This is a genomic window from Micromonospora sp. ATCC 39149 (genome assembly GCF_000158815.1).
GTDB lineage: Bacteria > Actinomycetota > Actinomycetes > Mycobacteriales > Micromonosporaceae > Micromonospora.
This window is the reverse complement of record NZ_GG657738.1, coordinates 1542090-1560805: the sequence shown is the minus strand read 5'-3', so window position 1 is coordinate 1560805 and position 18716 is coordinate 1542090. Positions and strand designations below refer to the sequence as shown.

Sequence of the window (18716 nt, the reverse complement as noted above, 5' to 3'; positions counted from 1 at the left end):
CGGCATGAACTGCACGGCCTGGAACTCGGTACGGGCGAAGGCTGCTGCAGAGCAGGCCGAGGGCGACGCCGAGCACCGCGTTGACCACGGCGATCGCGATCACCAGGGCGGCGCTGCCGGCGGTGGTCAGCCCGAACACCCAGTACGCCACCGCCGAGGCGACCGCGGCCTGGCCGGCGGCGGCGAGGCCGAACGCGATGCCGTAGCCGAAGAGCAGGTCGAGCCGGCCGAGCGGGGTGGTGAGCAGCCGCTCCAGGGTGCCGGAGGTGCGCTCGCGCAGCATCGCGATGCTGGTCACCAGGAACATGATCACGAAGGGGAAGATGCCGAGCATCACCAGGGCCACCCGGTCGAACGTGCTCGGCTGGCCGGGTGGGGTGGGCTGGTCGGCGTACATGTAGTAGACGAGGGCGAGCAGCAGGGCCGGCACCACCACGAGCAGGGCGACGGTGCGCCGGTCGTGCCGAAGCTGGCGCAGGATGCGGCCGGTGGTGGCGGCCAGGATGCGTGGGTTCACGACGCCTCCCCGACGGTGGCCGCCTCGCTGGCCCGGATCAGGCGCAGGAACGCCTCCTCGAGGTCGTCGACCCCGGCGGCGGCGCGGACCGCGTCGGGTGTGTCGTCGGCGACGAGCCGGCCCTCGCGGATCAGTAGCAGCCGGTCGCAGCGGGCCGCCTCGTCCATCACGTGGCTGGACACTAGCAGGGTCGTCCCGGCGGCGGCGAGGGCGTGGAACCGGGCCCACAGGTCCGCCCGCAGCACCGGGTCCTGCCCGACCGTCGGCTCGTCGAGGACGACCAGCTCCGGCTCGCCGACCAGGGCGCAGGCCAGCGACGCCCGGCTGCGCTGCCCGCCGGAGAGGGAGCCGACGAGCTGCCCGGCGGCGTTGGCGAGCCCCACGTCGGCCACGGCGCGGTCCGCCTCGGCGCGGCCCCGGCCGTGCAGGGCGGCGAAGTAGCGGGCGTTCTCGGCGACGGTGAGGTCGGCGTAGACGCTGGGCGCCTGGGTCAGGTATCCCACCCGGCTGCGCAGCGCGGGGGAGCCCGCTGGCCGGCCGAGCACGGTCACCGAGCCCGAGCGGACCGTCTGCACCCCGACGACGGCTCGCATGAGGGTGGTCTTGCCGCTGCCGCTGGGCCCGAGCAAACCGGTGACCGCGCCGCGCGGCACCGCGCAGGTCACGCCGTGCAGCACCCGGCGCCGCCCCCGGTCCACGACCAGGTCGCGGACCGCGATCGCGTGGTCCATCGCCACCTCCACAGTAGAATTCAACACCCGATGAACTCAACACTAGATGAGTTGTTCGTCCGTCCGCAACGGGTTGGCATCGAGCGGGATTAGCGGCGAAAGGTACCCGGAGGCAGGAATGAGAACGCTCGGACACTAGCCTTCGGACCGGGCGTCAGCCCCCGTCACCGGACAGCCCGTCCGGCACCGGGCATTGCGCCCCGATCGGGCGTACGGCACGATGGCGCGGTGGGTCACGCTGCGTCACCGGAAATTGGATTCCTCGACGACTGGGCCGCCCGGCTGCGGCACGCGGGCGAGCGGCCCGTCGTCGGTATCCTGCTGCGCGGCAGCCACGCCCGCCGGGCCGCCACGGCACACAGTGACGTCGACCTCGACGTGCTGGTCACCGACGCCACGCCGGCTCGACCGGCCGATCCGCTGGTCAACGCCCCGTACGCCGCCCGCCGCGCCTACCTGGCCGAGTCCAACGGCTGGCTCACCCACGTCTCGGTGGCCGTCCGCGACGTCCGCTCCTGGCGGGACCGGCTCGCCCAGCCGGCCGAGTGGGCGTTCGGGCTGCCGGTCACCGCGCCGGTCCGGCTGCTGTGGGCCGACGACCGGTGGCGCGCCCGGATCGACCTGCCGGTGCTCTGCCAGCCCGCCGACGAGCCGAGGCTGGAGGAGCTGATCGCCACGCTCGGTAAGGTCGCGGGGGCCCGGGCCCGGGGCGACCACCTCGGCGTCCGGCTGGCCGCCGCCGACCTGGCCCGGCTCTGCCCCTCCGTGCTGCGGCTGGCCAACCCGTCGGTGCGGGTGGTGTCCCGGCGGGCGGCGTTCGCCGCCGCCCTCGACCTGCCGGTCGCCCCGACCGGGTACCGCGACGACATGCTGCTCTGCCTCGGCATGCGCCCCGGCTCCGCCGGGCAGCTCTGGGCCGCCGCCGGGCGGCTGGTCGCCGGCACCGTCGCACTGATCCGCCCGTACGCCGACGAGATCGCCGCCGTGGCCGGCGCCGACCTCGCCGAGGCGCTGTCCGACGGGCGGTTGGACCGCTATCTCGCGCAGCTCACCGGCGTGCCCGAGCCGGCGCCGGCCCCCCGGCGGGAGCCGTCGCCGGTGCCCTCGCCACGTGCGGGAGAATGGGTCACTGTGCCCGTACCTGACGCGCCGGTGACCGGCGCCCACGCCCGCCCGACCCCGCCGGGGACGCCCGGCCCGGCCCGTCCGTCCCGGCTCGACCCGGCCGTCGCCGCGCGGCTGCGCCGTAACCCCGACGGCCTGGTGGCCGCCGTGGTGCGTCAGCACGACACCGGTGAGGTGCTGATGGTCGCCTGGATGGACGACGAGGCGCTGCACCGCACCCTCACCACCGGCCGGGCCACCTACTGGTCGCGCAGCCGCCAGGAGTACTGGGTCAAGGGGGCCACCTCCGGCCACCACCAGCACGTCCGCTCGGTGGCGCTGGACTGCGACGGCGACGCGCTGCTGGTCAGCGTCGACCAGGTCGGCGGGGCCTGCCACACCGGCGAGCGCACCTGCTTCTTCACCGAACTGCCCGTCACCGCCGGAGGGGAGCCCGCATGACCGACGGCGTCGCCAGCCCCGACCAGCGCACCTTCGCCGACCTGGCCGCCCGCTGGCGGGTCGTCCCGGTCACCCGGCGGCTGCTCGCCGACGCGGAAACCCCGGTGGGCGTCTACCGCAAGCTGGCCGGCGGCCCGGGCACCTTCCTGCTGGAGTCCGCCGAGCAGGGAGCCGGCTCGGCGGGGATGGCCTGGTCACGGTACTCGTTCATCGGCGTGCGTAGCAGCGCAACCCTCACCGAGCGCGGGGGGGCGGCGTGCTGGACGGGCCAGCCGCCGGCCGGGCTGCCCACCGACGGCGACCCGGTCCGGGTGCTGCGCGAGACCGTCGAGGCCCTCGCCGGCCCGGCGTGGGACCCGGTCAGCGGCATGCCGCCGCTGACCGGCGGCATGGTCGGCTACCTCGGGTACGACCTGGTCCGCCGCTTCGAGCGGCTGCCCGAGCTGACCGAGGACGACCTCGGCCTGCCCGAGCTGGGCATGATGCTCGCCACCGACCTGGTGGTCCTCGACCACTACGACGGCTCGGCGATCCTGATCGCCAACGCGGTGCTCCCGCCTGCGGACGAGCCGGACCGCGACGCCCTGGTCGCCGCCGCGTACCACCACGCGGTGGGCCGGCTGGACGCGATGACCACGGCGCTGTCCCGGCCCATCCCGCCGATGATCTCCACGGTCGACCGGCCGGCCGTCGGCGACGTGCTCAGCCGCACCGACCCCGGTGGCTACCCGAAGGCCGTCGACACGGCCAAAGAGGCGATCCGGGCCGGGGAGTGCTTCCAGATCGTGCTGGCCCAGCGCTTCGAGCGGCCCACCGACGCCGACCCCCTGGACGTCTACCGGGTGCTGCGCACCACCAACCCGAGCCCGTACATGTACCTGCTGCGCTTCGACGGCTTCGACATCGTCGGCTCCTCGCCTGAGGCGCACCTGAAGGTCAGCGCCGGCCCCGACGGGCGGCGCCGGGCGCTGCTGCACCCCATCGCCGGCACCCGCCCGCGCGGCGGCACCCCGGAGGCCGACGCCCGGCTCGCCGCCGAGCTGCTCGCCGACCCGAAGGAGCGCTCCGAGCACGTGATGCTTGTCGACCTGGGCCGCAACGACCTGGGCAGGGTCTGCCGACCGGGCACGGTGGAGGTGCCGGAGTTCGCCACCATCGAGCGCTACAGCCACGTCATGCACATCGTCTCGACCGTGGTCGGCGAGCTGCGGGAGGATCAGACGGCGTTCGACGCGCTCGCCGCGACCTTCCCCGCCGGCACCCTGTCCGGCGCGCCGAAGGTACGGGCCATGGAGATCATCGAGGAGCTGGAGCCGGTCCGGCGCGGCCTCTACGGCGGCACGGTCGGCTACTTCGGCTTCGGCGGGGACCTGGACATGGCGATCGCCATCCGCACCGCGCTGATCCGCGACGGCCGCGCTTACGTGCAGGCCGGCGCGGGGGTGGTGGCCGACTCGGACCCGGCCGCGGAGGACCAGGAGACCCGCAGCAAGGCCGCGGCCGTGCTCGCCGCCATCGCCGCCGCCGAGACGCTGCGGCCGGCCCGGTGAGCCCGGCGGGGCGGGGCGTCGTGGTCGTGGGCGGCGGGTGGCCGCGGTGACCGGGCCGGCGGCCGACCGGGTGACGTCCGGGGCCGCCGCGCCGGCCGCGCAGGGGCGGCGCGAGCTGACGTACGCGGTGCTGCTCTGCCTGGCCGGCGCGGGCCTGGCGCTGTGGGCGTCGACCCGGACCTGGTCGGTCGAGCTGGCGGCCCGTCCGGCGCCGCTGCCCCCGGTGCGCGCGGCCCGCACCGGGGCGGAGCTGCTGCCCTGGCTGCCCGCACTCGCGGTGGTCGGGCTGGCCGGTGGCGGCGCGGTGCTGGCCACCCGGGGGGTACCGCGCCGGCTGGTCGGAGTCCTGCTGCTGGCGCTCGGTGTGGCCGTGGCGGTTGGCGGCGGCTACGGCGTGGTGGCCGGGTTCGACGGCGCGGTGAGCCGGCAGTGGCCGGCGTTGTGCCTGGTCGGCGGCCTGCTCGCCGCCCTCGGTGGCGGCCTCACCACGCTGCGCGGCGCGCGCTGGCCGGGGATGGGGGCGCGCTACGAGCGGCCGGCGCGCGGGGCCGCCGGCCCCGCCGGGGGCGAGGCCACGGCCGGCCCGGTGACCGGGCGGCGCACCACCGAGGCGTGGGACGCGTTGGACCGGGGTGAGGACCCGACGGCCGACTGACCGGCGGATCCGCCGCGCCGCTGGCCCACCACACCCGGCGCGGGCCGCCCGGTGTGCCGTTCGATGTCGGCCGACGGCCACGGGGCGGCCGACGGTGGCGGGATCAGCCGACCGGCTGGCGGTCCCGGGTGGCAGCACGGGCGGCGGCCAGCTCGGCCACCAGGCGATCCAGCTCGGCGCGCTGGTCGGCGCGGGCCCGGTCGGCGCAGACGGCCTCCCAGGCGTTGCCGCGCGCGGTGCGGACCCGGGCGTCGCCCACGACGGCCCGCTCCAGGGTGTGCACCACCCCGACGGCGAGCGACGCCACGGTCCGGGAGATGGTGGTCAGTCCGATGGTCGGGTTGGGCCCGGCAGTGCTCATCTGGTCACCCCGCACGAAGATCGTTCCGACGGCTCGGGCAGGCGCGCGCCGCGACCGCCCGACGGGATATGGGCAGCTCCTCGTCGAGTCTGCCCGAGTCCCACGGTGCCTGGCTCACGTTTCGCCGTGGTCACCGCTACGTCAACTGTCCGCCGTTTCCGGCCACCTGGACAGGGCCGTTCAGCCTTGAGCTTCGTCACAACATCGATCGGCATGCGCGTGGCGCGGCGACGACGGACAATGATCCCATGGAGATGGGTGATCGTCGATGGACTGATCGGCGGTTCTGTCACCGCGATCGATGGGGGCGGTTGCGCTCGGTGACCCACCGTTCACCGGAAGTCGGCCATTATGCCGCAGCCCATCTCGTGAGGAGCGCCATACCCCCGGCACGTGCTGCCAGGTGGTGCCCCCTAGCATCGGCCCATGACACCCGGAGAGGGGAGTCCGTTGGTGACTGCTGAGCATGCGCACGCGGAGGGGGACGGGACCGGTCCGGCGGCGTCCGGAAGCGTCCTCGACGAGATCCTGGCCGGCGTCCGCGAGGACGTCGCCCGACGGCAGGAGCAGGTTCCGCTGGAGCGGATCCGGGAACTCGCCGTCGCCGCGCCGCCGCCGCTGGACGCGTACGCGGCCCTGCGCCGGCCCGGCGTGGCGGTGATCGCCGAGGTGAAGCGCTCGTCGCCTTCCCGGGGCCAACTGGCCGAGATCGCCGACCCGGCCGTCCTGGCCGGCGAGTACGCCGCCGGGGGAGCGCGGGCCATCAGCGTGCTCACCGAGGGGCGCTGGTTCGGCGGCTCGCTCGACGACCTGGCCGCCGTCCGGGCCGCGGTGAAGGTCCCGGTGCTGCGCAAGGACTTCGTGGTCTCCAGCTACCAGGTGCACGAGGCCCGCGCGCACGGCGCCGACCTGGTCCTGCTGATCGTGGCCGCCCTTGAGCAGAACGCGCTGGTCGGTCTGCTGGAGCGGATCGAGTCCCTCGGCATGTGCGCGCTGGTCGAGGTGCACACGGAGGAGGAGGCCGACCGGGCCATGGAGGCCGGCGCGCAGGTGATCGGGGTCAACGCCCGTGACCTGCGTACCTTGGAGGTCGACCGGTCGGTGTTCGAGCGGATCGCCCCCGGCCTGCCCAGCAACGTCGTCAAGATCGCCGAGTCGGGTGTGCGCGGCCCCCACGACCTGATCCGCTATGCCTCGGCCGGCGCCGACGCCGTGCTGGTCGGCGAGGGCCTGGTCACCCAGTCCAGCCCCCGCGAGGCGGTGGCCGCCCTGGTCAACGCCGGCAACCACCCGGCGACGCCCCGTCCGGCGCGCTGAGCCGCGCCCGGTCAGCAGCGAGAGGACAACCGCGATGAGCGCCAACGAGCCGGCCCCGGCCGGTCAGGTCCCCGACGCCGCCGGTCACTTCGGCCGGTTCGGCGGCCGGTTCGTCCCGGAGGCGCTGGTCGCGGCGCTCGACGAGTTGGACGCCGCGTACCGCAAGGCGATGTCCGACGAGTCGTTCCTCGCCGAGTTCGACGCCCTGCTGCGCGACTACGCCGGCACCCCCTCGCTGCTCTACCCGGCGCACCGGTTCTCCGCGCAGATCGGCGCGCGGGTGCTGCTCAAGCGCGAGGACCTCAACCACACCGGCGCGCACAAGGTGCGCAACGTGCTCGGCCAGGCGCTGCTGACCAAGCGGATGGGCAAACGGCGGGTGATCGCCGAGACCGGTGCCGGCCAGCACGGCGTGGCCACCGCCACCGCCGCCGCCCTGTTCGACCTTGACTGCGTGGTCTACATGGGCGAGGTGGACACGCGGCGGCAGGCGCTCAACGTGGCCCGGATGCGGATGCTCGGCGCCACCGTCGTCCCGGTCACCAACGGCTCGCGCACCCTCAAGGACGCGATGAACGAGGCGATGCGGGACTGGGTCGCCAACGTCGACGAGACCCACTACCTCATCGGCACGGCCGCCGGCCCGCACCCCTTCCCGGAGATGGTCCGGGACTTCGTCCGGGGCATCGGCGTCGAGGCCCGCGCGCAGTGCCTCGACCTGACCGGCGCGCTGCCGGACGCCGTCGCGGCCTGTGTCGGCGGCGGTTCCAACGCGCTGGGCATCTTCCACGCCTTCGTGCCCGACGCGGGAGTGCGGCTGTACGGCTTCGAGGCCGGCGGGGAGGGCGTGGACACCGACCGGCACGCGGCCAGCATCACCGGCGGATCCTCGGGCGTGCTGCACGGTGCCCGCACGTACGTGCTCCAGAACGCCGACGGGCAGACGATCGAGTCGCACTCCATCTCGGCCGGCCTGGACTACCCGGGCGTCGGGCCGGAGCACGCGTGGCTGCACGACAGCGGCCGGGCGACGTACCTGCCGGTGACCGACGCCGAGGCGATGGCCGCGTTCGAGCTGCTCTGCCGCACCGAGGGGATCATCCCGGCGATCGAGAGCGCGCACGCGCTCGCCGGCGCACGCAAGATCGCCCCGGGGCTCGCCGCGGAGCTGGGCCGGGAGCCGGTCATCGTGGTCAACCTCTCCGGCCGGGGCGACAAGGACGTGCACACCGCCGGCGAGTACTTCGGCATCCTCGACAAGGAGCAGTGAGACCGTGAGCCGGATCGGGGTCGCGTTCGACAAGGCCCGTGCAGACGGGCGGGCCGTGCTGGTGGGCTGTATGCCGGCGGGTTTCCCGACCGTCGAGGGCAGCATCGCCGCGATGACCGCCATGGTCTCCGCGGGCGTGGACGTCATCGAGGTGGAGATCCCGTACTCCGACCCGGTGATGGACGGCCCGGTGATCCAGAAGGCCAGCGACATCGCCCTGGCCGGCGGCGTGCGCACCGCCGACACGCTGCGTATCGTCGAGGCGGTCGCGGCGACCGGCGCGCCCGTGGTCACGATGACCTACTGGAACCCGATCGAGCAGTACGGCGTCGACGCGTTCGCCCGGGACCTCGCGGCGGCCGGCGGCACCGGCCTGATCACCCCTGACCTGATCCCCGACGAGGCCGACGAGTGGCTGGCCGCCTCGGACGCGCACGGGCTGGACCGCACCTTCCTGGTCTCCCCGTCGTCGACGGACGCGCGGCTGAGGATGACCGTGGAGCACTGCCGGGGCTTCGTCTACGCCACCGCGATCATGGGCGTCACGGGCGCCCGCTCGCAGACCTCCGAGGCCGCGCCGATCCTGGTCTCCCGGCTGCGTGAGGTCACCGACCTGCCGGTCGGCGTCGGGCTCGGCGTCGGCACCGGCGCGCAGGCCGGCACGGTCGCCGGGTACGCCGACGGGGTGATCGTCGGTAGCGCGCTGATCCGTTGCCTGCTCGACGCCCCCGATCCGGCCGCCGGCCTGACCGCCCTGCGGGCGCTGAGCGCCGAGCTCGCCGAGGGCGTCCGTCACCCGCAGCGCTGACCCCCCGCCCTTCGCCCCGCGCTCGCACCGGCCCGCGCTGGCCGTGCCGGTGAGAAGGGGACCTTCTCTACCGCAGGCGTTAAGAAGGGGCCCTTCCTTGCAAGCAGCCGCCCCAGGGTGCCGCCGGGGCGATGGGCGGCGGTAGCGTGTGCACCCGTGACCCTCGCCTCCACGATCCCCCAGGCGGCCCTGCCGAGCCCCAGCACGGCCGTCTGGCAGCTTGGCCCGCTGCCGCTGCGGGCGTACGCGCTCTGCATCATCGCCGGCATCGCAGTGGCCTGCGTGGTCACCGAGCGCCGGCTGCGCCAGCGCGGCGTCGCCCCCGGCGCGGTGCTCGACATCGCCGTCTGGGCGGTGCCGACCGGCATCATCGGGGCCCGGATCTACCACGTGATCACCTCACCGGAGAAGTACTTCGGCGCCGGTGGTGAGCCGCTCAAGGCGTTCGCCGTCTGGGAGGGTGGCCTCGGCATCTGGGGCGCGGTGGCCGGCGGGGCGCTGGGCGCGTGGATCGCCGCCCGTCAGCTCGGCATCCCGTTCGCCGTGGTGGCCGACGCGCTCGCCCCGGGGCTCCCGCTGGCGCAGGCGGTCGGCCGGCTCGGCAACTGGTTCAACAACGAACTCCACGGCGGCCTGACGACCCTGCCGTGGGGGTTGAGGGTGCACGAGATGGACCCGCGCAACCCGGGCCACGCCAAGGTCGTCGACGGCGAGCCGGTGCTGCTGCCCGGGCTCTACCACCCGACGTTCCTCTACGAGGCGTTGTGGAACGTCGGCGTCGCCGGTCTGGTCCTCGTCCTCGACCGGAGGCTGCGCCTCGGCCGGGGTCGGGCGTTCGCCCTCTACGTGATGGGCTACACGACCGGCCGGTTCTGGATCGAGCTGATGCGCACCGACGAGGCCAACCACATCCTCGGCGTCCGGCTCAACGTCTGGACGGCGGCCCTGGTATTCGTCGGCGCGCTGATCTACTTCCTGCGCGTGCGCGGGCCCCGGGAGTACCTCGTCCCGGTCGGTGGTCCCGCCGCCGGCCCGGCCGGGGGCGACGTGTCGCAGCTCGACCTGTCCGAGCGGGAGGCCGGCGCGCGGGCCGTCGCACCGGAGGGCTACCGGGTGGTGAGCGAGGAGCAGCTACGCGTGTACCAGGAGACCGGGGCCGTCCCCGACGTCCCCGACGCCGAGGCTCCCGACGCCGAGAAGCCCGGCCCGACCCGGCCCGCCGCGCCCGGCGACCGTCACGGCGACGGCGACCGCGAGGGGGCCGGCGGGGCGGGCGACGACGGGTCAGCGGGCGACGGGGCGGCCGGGGCCACCGGCTCCCGCGCCGCCGACCGCGAGAGCTGAGCGGGGAGGGTCGGCATGCGTACCGCGGTGGTGGTCGGCGCCGGGATCGGCGGCCTGGCGGTTTCCGGCGCGCTGGCCCGGTCCGGCTGGCAGGTCACCCTCCTGGAGCGCGCCGACCGGGTCCGTCCGGATCCGACGGCCGTCGTGCTCTGGCCCAACGGGGTACGCGCGCTGCGCGCCCTCGACCTCGGCGCGGGGCTCGACGCGATCGCCACCCCACTGCCCGACGGCGGCGTGCGTCGCCCCGACGGGCAGTGGCTGGTGCAGCCCCGCCCCACCCCGGCCGACCGGATGCCCGTGGTGGTGCACCGGGAGGACCTGCACGACGCCCTGATCGCCGGCCTCGGCGAGCGGGTGGAGCTGCGGACCGGCGTGTCCGTGCGCACGGTGCGGGCCGAGGCCGGCCAACGCCCGTGGGTCGGCGACGGCCGGCAGCGCTTCGAGGCCGACCTGGTGGTCGCGGCGGACGGCACCGACAGCGAGATCCGCCGCCAGCTGGCCCCCGAGTCCGGGGTGGTCAGCTCCGGCTGCGCCGCCTGGCGGGCGGTGATCCCCTGGTACCGGGCGCCTCGGCTGCCGTCCGACCAGCCCGTCGGCGGGGAGACGCTCGGTGCCGGATACCGCTTCGTGTCCGCCTCGCTGGGCGAGCGCGGCTCGTCGGGCGGGTCGAGCCGGGGCGGCATCTACTGGGTGGCCACCGCCGCCGGCGCGCCCCGCCCGGAGCCACCGGAGACCCAGCTCACCCTGCTGCGCCGCTGGTACGCCGGCTGGCCCGCCCCGGTCGACGAGCTGCTCGCCGCCACCGAACCGGCCGACCTGGTCCAGCAGGAGATCCGCGAGCTGCGCCCGCTGCCCCGCTCGTACAGCTTCCCGGCCGGCCCGGGCGGGGTGGTGCTGCTCGGCGACGCCGCCCACGCCATGCCCCCGCACCTCGGCCAGGGTGCCTGCCTCGCCTTCGAGGACGCCGCCACTCTTGCCCTGCTGCTGCGCGAGTCCCGCCTGCCGGACGCGGTGGTCGCGTACGACCGGCTGCGCCGGCCCCGCGCGGCGACGGTGGTGCGGCAGACCCGCCGGATGTCGGCGGTGCTCCAGGCCCGGGGCCGGCTCGCCCTGCGGGCCCGCGACGCGGCCCTCGGCACGATCAGCCCTCGCCTGCTCTCCGGTGCCGCGGCCTCCGCCGCCCAGTGGCGCCCCCCGTCCTGACGCCCCGGCCCAGCCCGATCGGGCCGGGGTGCAGCCCGGGGCTTGGCCCCCGGCCAGGTCTGGGCCGCATGTCGGCGACATGGGGGGTGTCCGGAGTCCCCGATACCCCGATGCCCCCGACATGGTGCCGGCCGTACCGTCCCCTCCGGCGACACCGGCGTTCCGCCCCGGGCGGCCCGGGCGGCGCAGGTCAGATGATCGCGGCGGGCTCGGCGACGCAGGCGGTGCCGATCCGGCGGAAGCCGACCCGGACGTAGACGCGGGCGATCTCCTCGCTGCCGGCGGAGAGGAAGACCAGGTCGGTGCCGGCGGCGCGCAGCGCGTGGGCGAGGGCGGCGGTGATCGCCGCGCCGAGCCCCAGGCGGCGGGCGGACGGCAGGGTGGCCACCCCGGCGATCTCGGCGGTGTCGCCGACCCGCATCGCCATCCCGCTGGCCAGCGCCCCCTCGCCGGGGGCCTCGGCGAGCGCCGACAGCCGGCGGCCGTCGGCGATCCGCGCCCGCTCCTCCTCCAGCGCCGCCACGTCCAGCTCGGTGATCGCCTTGTCCCGCTGCGCCGGGCCGGCCTCGCCCCGGGCGGTGCCGGCGGCGGCGAAGCCCACGGCGGCGACCGCCCGCCGGGCGGCCACGTCGGCGGCGAGGCCGGGTGACGCCGCGTCCAGCAGCCGCACCGGCACGTCGGTGAAGCTGCCCGCGTCGGCCAGGGCGGCCGGGTCGAGCACCATCAGCGGGGCCTCCAGCACGGTCAGTCCCGCCGCGCGGGCCACCGCGAGCAGGTCCGGCGTGCGCTCGTGCACCCACTCGAACGCCTCCGGCAGGCCGAGTTCCCGCTGCCGCTGGCGCACGGCGGTGATGTCGGCCACGGACGGTGGCTCGGCGGCGTCGAGGCGGGGACGGGCATAGAAGGGCCATCCCGCCCCTTCGCGGACGAACAGGACCAGGGGGCCGTGCTCCTCCGCACGGGCGGCGTCCCGGGGCACGGCGTCGTAGAACCGCTCCAGCCGGTCGAACATCCCAGTCGTCTCATTGCGTACGTGATCCACCGCGCGAGACTACCTTTCCCAGGATGTGGAAGTGTGATCAATCTGAACTGGCCTTGCGCGCCTACCCCTAACGTAGACTCAATAGACCCATAAGGGCCGACGTCGTCCCGACCATGATCCAACCTGAGTGACGACAGGAGGCCCGGTGGCCTTTCCGTACCCTCTCAGCCAGCAGTCGGCCCCGCCCGCGGCCGGGCTGTACGACCCCGCCCACGAGCACGACGCGTGCGGGGTGGCGTTCGTGGCGGACCTGTACGGCCGGCGCTCCCACTCGGTCGTCGCGAACGGTCTCGGCGCGCTGCTCCGGCTGGACCACCGGGGCGCCCGGGGCGCGGAGCACAACACCGGTGACGGCGCGGGGATCATGATCCAGGTGCCGGACGCCTTCCTGCGCGCGGTCGTCGACTTCCCACTGCCGCCCGCCGGCGAGTACGCCACCGGCCTGGTCTTCCTGCCGACCGACGACGACGGCGAGGCCCGCGCCCGCCAGGTTCTGGAGAAGTACGCCCTGGTCGAGGGTGCCGACGTCCTCGGCTGGCGGGACGTGCCGACCGACCCGAGCGGCCTCGGCGAGACCGCGCTGGCGGCGATGCCCCGGGTGCGGCAGATCTTCCTGGCCGCCCGGCGGCTCACCGATACCCCCGCCGGCCGGGCCGGATCCCCGCTGTCCGGCCTCGACCTGGACCGGGTGGCGTTCTGCGTACGCAAGCAGGCCGAGCGGGAAACCGCCGAGCGGGGCGTGCCGGCGTACTTCCCGTCGCTGTCCTGTCGGACCATGGTGTTCAAGGGGATGCTCACCCCCGACCAGCTTCCCGAGTTCTTCCCGGACCTGACCGACGAGCGGGTCGACAGCGCCATCGCGCTGGTGCACTCCCGGTTCTCCACCAACACGTTCCCTTCCTGGCCGCTGGCCCACCCGTACCGGATCATCGCCCACAACGGTGAGATCAACACGATCCGTGGCAACCGCAACTGGATGCAGGCCCGCGAGGCGCTGCTGCGCAGCCCGAACCTGCCCGGCAACATCCGCCGGATCTTCCCCGTCTGCACCGCCGCGGCCTCAGACTCGGCGAACTTCGACGAGGTCCTCGAACTGCTGCACCTGGCCGGCCGGAGCCTGCCGCACGCGGTGCTCATGATGATTCCCGAGGCGTGGGAGAACGACCCGGACATGCGCGCGGACAAGCGCGCCTTCTACCGGTTCCACGCGAGCCTCATGGAGCCGTGGGACGGGCCGGCTTCGGTCGCGTTCACCGACGGTGAGATCGTCGGGGCGGTGCTGGACCGCAACGGGCTGCGCCCGGGGCGCTGGTGGCGCACCGCCGACGGCCTGGTGGTGCTCGGCAGCGAGGCGGGCGTGCTCGACCTCGACCCGGCCACGGTGGTCGCCAAGGGGCGGCTCCAGCCGGGCCGGATGTTCCTGGTCGACACGGTCGCCGGGCGGATCGTCTCCGACGACGAGATCAAGACCGAGCTGGCCGCCGCCGAGCCGTACGACGAGTGGCTGCACGCCGGGCTGATCGACCTGATCGACCTGCCGCCGCGCGAGCACATCGTCTACACCCACGACTCGGTGCGCCGCCGCCAGCAGACCTTCGGCTACACGGAGGAGGAGCTGAAGATCCTCCTCGCCCCGATGGCCCGCACCGGCGCCGAGCCGCTCGGCTCGATGGGCACCGACACCCCGATCTCCCCGCTGTCGACCCGGCCGCGGCTGCTCTACGACTACTTCCACCAGCTCTTCGCCCAGGTCACCAACCCGCCGCTGGACGCCATCCGCGAGGAGTTGGTCACCAGCCTCCAGCACACCATCGGCGCGGAGGGCAACCTGCTCGACCCGGGCCCGGCGAGCTGCCGGCAGATCGTGCTGCCGTACCCGGTGATCGACAACGACGAGCTGGCCAAGATTCTCTCCATCGACGAGGACGGCGACCTGCCCGGCTTCAAGGCCGTGCGGGTCTCCGGGCTGTACCGGATCCGCGACGGCGGGGCCGGGATCAAGGCCCGGCTCACCGAGATCTGCCGGCACGTCTCCGAGGCGATCGAGGACGGCGTGCGCATCCTGGTGCTGTCGGACCGCGACTCCAACGCCGACCTCGCCCCGATCCCGTCGCTGCTGCTCACCGCCGCCGTGCACCAGCACCTCGTGCGCGAGCAGACCCGGACCCAGGTGGCGCTGATCGTCGAGTCCGGCGACTGCCGCGAGGTGCACCACGCGGCAGTGCTGCTGGGCTACGGCGCGGCGGCGGTCAACCCGTACCTGGCCTTCGAGTCGGTTGAGGACATGATCGCCACCGGCGGCCTGACCGGCGTCGACCCGGCGAAGGCGGTGCGCAACTACGTCAAGGGGCTCGGCAAGGGCGTCCTGAAGATCATGTCCAAGATGGGCATCTCGACCGTGTCGTCGTACTGCGGGGCGCAGGTGTTCGAGGCCGTCGGCCTGGACGCCCGCCTCGTCGAGCGGTACTTCCGGGGTACCCCGAGCACGATCGGCGGGGTCGACCTGCACGGCATCCACGCCGAGGTGGCCGCCCGGCACGCGCTGGCGTGGCCGGCGCCGGGCGCGGTGGCGTCCGACCGGCTGGAGGTCGGCGGCGAGTACCAGTGGCGCCGAGAGGGCGAGCTGCACCTGTTCAACCCGGAGACCGTCTTCCTGCTCCAGCACGCCACCCGTAGCCGCCAGTACGACGTCTTCCGGCAGTACACGGCCAAGGTCGACGAGCTGGCCGCGAAGGCAGGGTCGCTGCGCGGGCTGTTCACCCTGCGCACCGGCGTCCGCCCGCCGGTGCCGTTGGACGAGGTCGAGCCGGCCAGCGAGATCGTCAAGCGGTTCGCCACCGGCGCGATGTCGTACGGGTCGATCTCGGCCGAGGCGCACGAGACCCTGGCCATCGCGATGAACCGCCTCGGCGGCAAGTCCAACACCGGCGAGGGCGGCGAGGACGTCGAGCGGCTGCACGACCCGGCCCGCCGTTCCTCGGTCAAGCAGATCGCCAGCGGCCGGTTCGGCGTGACGAGCGAATACCTGGTCAACGCCGACGACCTCCAGATCAAGATGGCCCAGGGCGCGAAGCCCGGCGAGGGCGGGCAGCTACCCGGCAACAAGGTGTGGCCGTGGATCGCCCGCACCCGGCACGCCACCCCGGGCGTCGGCCTGATCTCCCCACCGCCGCACCACGACATCTACTCCATCGAGGACCTGGCCCAGCTCGTCCACGACCTCAAGTGCGTCAACCCGGCCGCCCGGGTGCACGTCAAGCTCGTCAGCGAGACCGGCGTCGGCACCGTCGCGGCCGGCGTGGCGAAGCTCAAGGCCGACGTCATCCTCATCTCCGGCCACGACGGCGGCACCGGCGCGTCCCCGCTGAACTCGCTCAAGCACGCAGGCACCCCGTGGGAACTGGGCCTGGCCGAGGCGCAGCAGACCCTGCTGCTCAACAAGCTCCGCGACCGGGTCACCGTGCAGGTCGACGGCCAGCTCAAGACCGGCCGGGACGTGCTGGTCGCGGCGCTGCTCGGCGCGGAGGAGTTCGGCTTCGCCACCGCCCCGCTCATCGTCGAGGGCTGCGTGATGATGCGGGTCTGCCACCTGGACACCTGCCCGGTCGGCATCGCCACCCAGAACCCGGTGCTGCGCGAGCGGTTCACCGGCCGGCCGGAGTTCGTGGAGAACTTCTTCCTCTTCCTCGCCGAGGAGGTCCGGGGCTATCTGGCCGAGCTGGGCCTGCGGTCGATCGAGGAGGCGATCGGGCAGACCGAGCTGCTCGACGTCGTACCGGCCATCGACCACTGGAAGGCCCACGGCCTCGACCTCGGTCGGGTCCTGCATTTGCCGGAGCTGCCGGCCGGGGCCGCCCGGCGCGGCATCCGGGCCCAGGACCACGGGCTGGAACTGGCGCTGGACAACGAGCTGATCGCCCTCGCCCGACCGGCGCTGACCGACGGCACGCCGGTGCGGGTCGAGGTGGCGGTGCGCAACGAGCACCGCAGCGTCGGCGCGATGCTCGGTGGCGAGGTCACCCGCCGCTTCGGCGGAGCCGGCCTGCCCGGCGACACCATCGAGTTCCTGCTGCGGGGCACCGCCGGGCAGTCCTTCGGCGCGTTCCTGCCGAGCGGGGTCACCCTGCGGCTGCACGGTGACGCCAACGACTACGTCGGCAAGGGGCTCTCCGGCGGCCGGATCGTCGTCCGCCCGGACGCCGCCGCGCCGTTCGTCGACGGCGAGGCCGCGCCGGGGGAGCGGGCCGAGGACCAGATCATCGCCGGCAACACCATCTTGTACGGGGCCACGGCCGGCGAGGTCTTCCTGCGCGGCCGGGTCGGCGAGCGTTTCGCGGTGCGCAACTCCGGCGCGGTGGCGGTCGTCGAGGGCGTGGGCGACCACGGCTGCGAGTACATGACCGGCGGCACGGTGGTGGTGCTCGGTGAGACTGGGCGCAACTTCGCCGCCGGCATGTCCGGCGGCACCGCGTACGTGTGGAACCTCGACGAGCGGCGGGTCAACACCGAGCTGGTCGACCTGTCCCCGCTGCGCGACGAGGAGCGGGACCGGCTGCACGAGCTGGTGCATCGGCACTCCGCCGAGACCGGCTCGGCGGTCGCCGAGGCGTTGCTGAAGCGCTGGCCGGAGGCGGTGGAGGAGTTCACCGCCGTGGTGCCCCGGGACTACCGCCGGGTGCTGGAGATCATGCGGGCCGCCGAAGCCGCCGGCCGTGACGTCGACGACGCGGTGATGAGCGCGCTGGCGGCGACAGCCGCCCCGGCGACGCCTTCCGACGCGTCCGTGCCGCCCGCCACGCGGGTGGTCGCCCAGGAGGTGGCTCGTGCCTGACCCGAACGGCTTTCTGCGCTACGACCGGCGGCTGCCCGCGCGCCGGCCGGTGCCGGTGCGGATCTCCGACTGGCGGGAGGTGTACCCGCCGGCCGGCGAGGCGCTGATCCGCGAGCAGGCCACCCGCTGCATGGACTGCGGCATCCCGTTCTGCCACGACGGCTGCCCGCTGGGCAACCGCATCCCGGACTGGAACGACCTGGTCCGCACGGGCGGCTGGGACGCCGCCGTGGAGTCGCTGCACGCCACCAACAACTTCCCCGAGTTCACCGGCCGGCTCTGCCCGGCGCCCTGCGAGGCCGCGTGCGTGCTCGGCATCGGCGGCGGGCAGCCGGTCACCATCAAACAGGTCGAGGTGGAGATCGCCGACGCGGCGGTGACCCGGGGTGGGCTCGAACCCCGCCCGGCGACGACGCCGACCGGCCGGTCGGTCGCCGTGGTCGGCTCCGGGCCCGCCGGCCTAGCCGCCGCCCAGCAGCTCGCCCGCGCCGGTCACGCCGTGACGGTGTACGAGCGCGACGACGCGATTGGCGGCCTGCTCCGGTACGGCATTCCCGACTTCAAGCTGGAGAAGCAGCACATCGACCTGCGACTGGCCCAGCTGGAGGCCGAAGGCGTCCGGTTCCGCACCGGCGTGAACGTCGGCGTCGACGTGACCGCCGAGCAGTTGCGCGAGGCGTACGACGCGGTGCTGCTCGCCTGCGGCGCGTTGCAGGGCCGGGACACCCCGGAGACCCCGGGGCGGCAGCTGCGTGGCGTGCACCAGGCGATGACGCACCTGGTCGCCGCGAACCGGGTGGTCGCCGCGGCCGGGGAGGGCAGGCCCACCCTCGCGGTGCTGCCCGACGGCACCCCGATCGACGCCGCCGGCAAGCACGTGGTCATCATCGGCGGCGGCGACACCGCCGCGGACTGCCTCGGCGTGGCCCACCGCCAGGGCGCGGCCGGGGTGCACCAGCTCGACCTGTACCCCGAGCCGCCGCACTCCCGCGACGCCGAGCGCGACCCGTGGCCGACCTGGCCGTGGATCCTGCGCAACTACCCGGCACACGAGGAGGGCGGGGACCGGGTGTTCGCCGCTGCCGTGCAGGAGTTCGTCGACGACGGCACCGGCCAGGTGCGCTCCGTACGCATCGCCGAGGTGACCGTCGAGAAGCGCGACGGTCGGCGCATCGTCACGGCGCTGCCCGGCTCGGAGCGGGAGCTGCCGGCGGACCTGGTGCTGCTGGCGATCGGCTTCGAGGGCACCGAGGAGCAGCCGCTGCTGGCGCAGTTCGGGGTGACCCGCAACGGCCGGGGCGCGATCGACGCCCGGCCGGACTGGCAGACCGACGCCGACGGCGTCTTCGTCGCCGGGGACATGCACCGGGGCGCGTCGCTGATCGTCTGGGCGATCGCCGAGGGGCGGGCGGTGGCTGCCGCGATCCACGCGTACCTGGGCGGGGTGGGCGAACTGCCCGCCCCGGTCGACCCCGCGCGGCAGCCCCCTCGCCGCCCGCTGACTCACCCTCGCCGTGCTGT

13 protein-coding genes and 2 pseudogenes are annotated in these 18716 nt (G+C 74.6%); 11 read left to right on the top strand and 4 right to left on the bottom strand.

The window, feature by feature from the left end:
* Both MCAG_RS06260 and MCAG_RS06255 read right to left on the bottom strand, forming a co-directional pair.
* Window positions 1-517 (bottom strand): annotated as a pseudogene (locus tag MCAG_RS06260) (ABC transporter permease); the annotation flags it as partial.
* Window positions 514-1248 carry an ABC transporter ATP-binding protein gene (locus tag MCAG_RS06255; protein WP_007072125.1) on the bottom strand — a complete coding sequence of 245 codons (735 nt, stop codon included), beginning with the start codon at window positions 1246-1248 and terminating at the stop codon, window positions 514-516. The gene MCAG_RS06255 and the pseudogene MCAG_RS06260, both read right to left, overlap by 4 nt.
* A 228-nt stretch (window positions 1249-1476) precedes the next feature.
* Here MCAG_RS06255 and MCAG_RS36145 point away from each other — a divergent pair.
* The 4 genes and pseudogenes from MCAG_RS36145 to MCAG_RS06240 form a co-directional block, all read left to right on the top strand.
* A pseudogene (locus tag MCAG_RS36145) lies at window positions 1477-2151 on the top strand (phosphoribosyl-AMP cyclohydrolase); the annotation flags it as partial.
* 228 nt (window positions 2152-2379) lie between these two features.
* Window positions 2380-2814 carry a phosphoribosyl-AMP cyclohydrolase gene (gene hisI / locus MCAG_RS34500; RefSeq protein ID WP_007072124.1) on the top strand — a complete coding sequence of 145 codons (435 nt, stop codon included), beginning with the start codon at window positions 2380-2382 and terminating at the stop codon, window positions 2812-2814.
* Window positions 2811-4364 carry an anthranilate synthase component I gene (locus tag MCAG_RS06245; RefSeq protein ID WP_007072123.1) on the top strand — a complete coding sequence of 518 codons (1554 nt, stop codon included), beginning with the start codon at window positions 2811-2813 and terminating at the stop codon, window positions 4362-4364. Before hisI ends, MCAG_RS06245 begins: the two co-directional genes overlap by 4 nt.
* A gap of 46 nt (window positions 4365-4410) precedes the next feature.
* A complete protein-coding gene (locus tag MCAG_RS06240) occupies window positions 4411-5019 on the top strand; it encodes a Trp biosynthesis-associated membrane protein (protein WP_036376502.1) in 609 nt (202 codons plus the stop codon).
* 103 nt (window positions 5020-5122) lie between these two features.
* Here MCAG_RS06240 and MCAG_RS06235 read toward each other — a convergent pair whose 3' ends face one another.
* Window positions 5123-5380: a hypothetical protein gene (locus MCAG_RS06235; RefSeq protein ID WP_036372560.1), complete on the bottom strand. Its 258-nt coding sequence runs from the start codon at window positions 5378-5380 to the stop codon at window positions 5123-5125.
* A 453-nt stretch (window positions 5381-5833) separates the two neighbouring features.
* On the opposite strand from MCAG_RS06235, the gene trpC reads away from it, so the two are divergent.
* From trpC to MCAG_RS06210, 5 genes are all read left to right on the top strand, one after another.
* The gene (gene trpC, locus MCAG_RS06230) at window positions 5834-6697 is read left to right on the top strand and encodes an indole-3-glycerol phosphate synthase TrpC (protein ID WP_036372557.1); all 864 of its coding nucleotides are present in this window, start codon (window positions 5834-5836) and stop codon (window positions 6695-6697) included.
* 34 nt (window positions 6698-6731) lie between these two features.
* Window positions 6732-7967, top strand: a complete 1236-nt coding sequence (gene trpB, locus MCAG_RS06225; protein WP_036372555.1) for a tryptophan synthase subunit beta — start codon at window positions 6732-6734, stop codon at window positions 7965-7967.
* Window positions 7968-7971: 4 nt separating this feature from the next.
* The gene (gene trpA, locus MCAG_RS06220) at window positions 7972-8775 is read left to right on the top strand and encodes a tryptophan synthase subunit alpha (protein ID WP_007072120.1); all 804 of its coding nucleotides are present in this window, start codon (window positions 7972-7974) and stop codon (window positions 8773-8775) included.
* A 156-nt stretch (window positions 8776-8931) separates the two neighbouring features.
* A complete protein-coding gene (gene lgt, locus MCAG_RS06215; protein WP_007072119.1) occupies window positions 8932-10119 on the top strand; it encodes a prolipoprotein diacylglyceryl transferase in 1188 nt (395 codons plus the stop codon).
* A gap of 15 nt (window positions 10120-10134) precedes the next feature.
* Entirely contained in the window at window positions 10135-11322 is a 1188-nt protein-coding gene (locus tag MCAG_RS06210; RefSeq protein ID WP_007072118.1) for an NAD(P)/FAD-dependent oxidoreductase, read from the top strand.
* Window positions 11323-11512: 190 nt separating this feature from the next.
* On the opposite strand, the gene MCAG_RS06205 is transcribed toward MCAG_RS06210, so the two are convergent.
* Window positions 11513-12334 carry a GNAT family N-acetyltransferase gene (locus MCAG_RS06205; protein ID WP_085986107.1) on the bottom strand — a complete coding sequence of 274 codons (822 nt, stop codon included), beginning with the start codon at window positions 12332-12334 and terminating at the stop codon, window positions 11513-11515.
* A gap of 175 nt (window positions 12335-12509) precedes the next feature.
* On the opposite strand from MCAG_RS06205, the gene gltB reads away from it, so the two are divergent.
* Window positions 12510-17195 (top strand): glutamate synthase large subunit, encoded by a 4686-nt coding sequence (gene gltB / locus MCAG_RS06200; protein WP_007072116.1) that lies wholly within the window; start codon window positions 12510-12512, stop codon window positions 17193-17195.
* Window positions 17188-18716 (top strand): glutamate synthase subunit beta (locus MCAG_RS06195; RefSeq protein WP_157548421.1); only part of this gene is annotated, 1529 nt, incomplete at its 3' end. The genes gltB and MCAG_RS06195, both read left to right, overlap by 8 nt.

Bases quoted from the DNA above. Each gene is read 5' to 3' on its own strand.
- MCAG_RS06255 (WP_007072125.1), bottom strand. From the start codon at position 1,248: ATGGACCACGCGATCGCGGTCCGCGACCTGGTCGTGGACCGGGGGCGG.
- MCAG_RS06245 (WP_007072123.1), top strand. From the start codon at position 2,811: ATGACCGACGGCGTCGCCAGCCCCGACCAGCGCACCTTCGCCGACCTG.
- MCAG_RS06235 (WP_036372560.1), bottom strand. From the start codon at position 5,380: ATGAGCACTGCCGGGCCCAACCCGACCATCGGACTGACCACCATCTCC.
- trpB (WP_036372555.1), top strand. From the start codon at position 6,732: ATGAGCGCCAACGAGCCGGCCCCGGCCGGTCAGGTCCCCGACGCCGCC.
- MCAG_RS06210 (WP_007072118.1), top strand. From the start codon at position 10,135: ATGCGTACCGCGGTGGTGGTCGGCGCCGGGATCGGCGGCCTGGCGGTT.
- MCAG_RS06205 (WP_085986107.1), bottom strand. From the start codon at position 12,334: ATGTTCGACCGGCTGGAGCGGTTCTACGACGCCGTGCCCCGGGACGCC.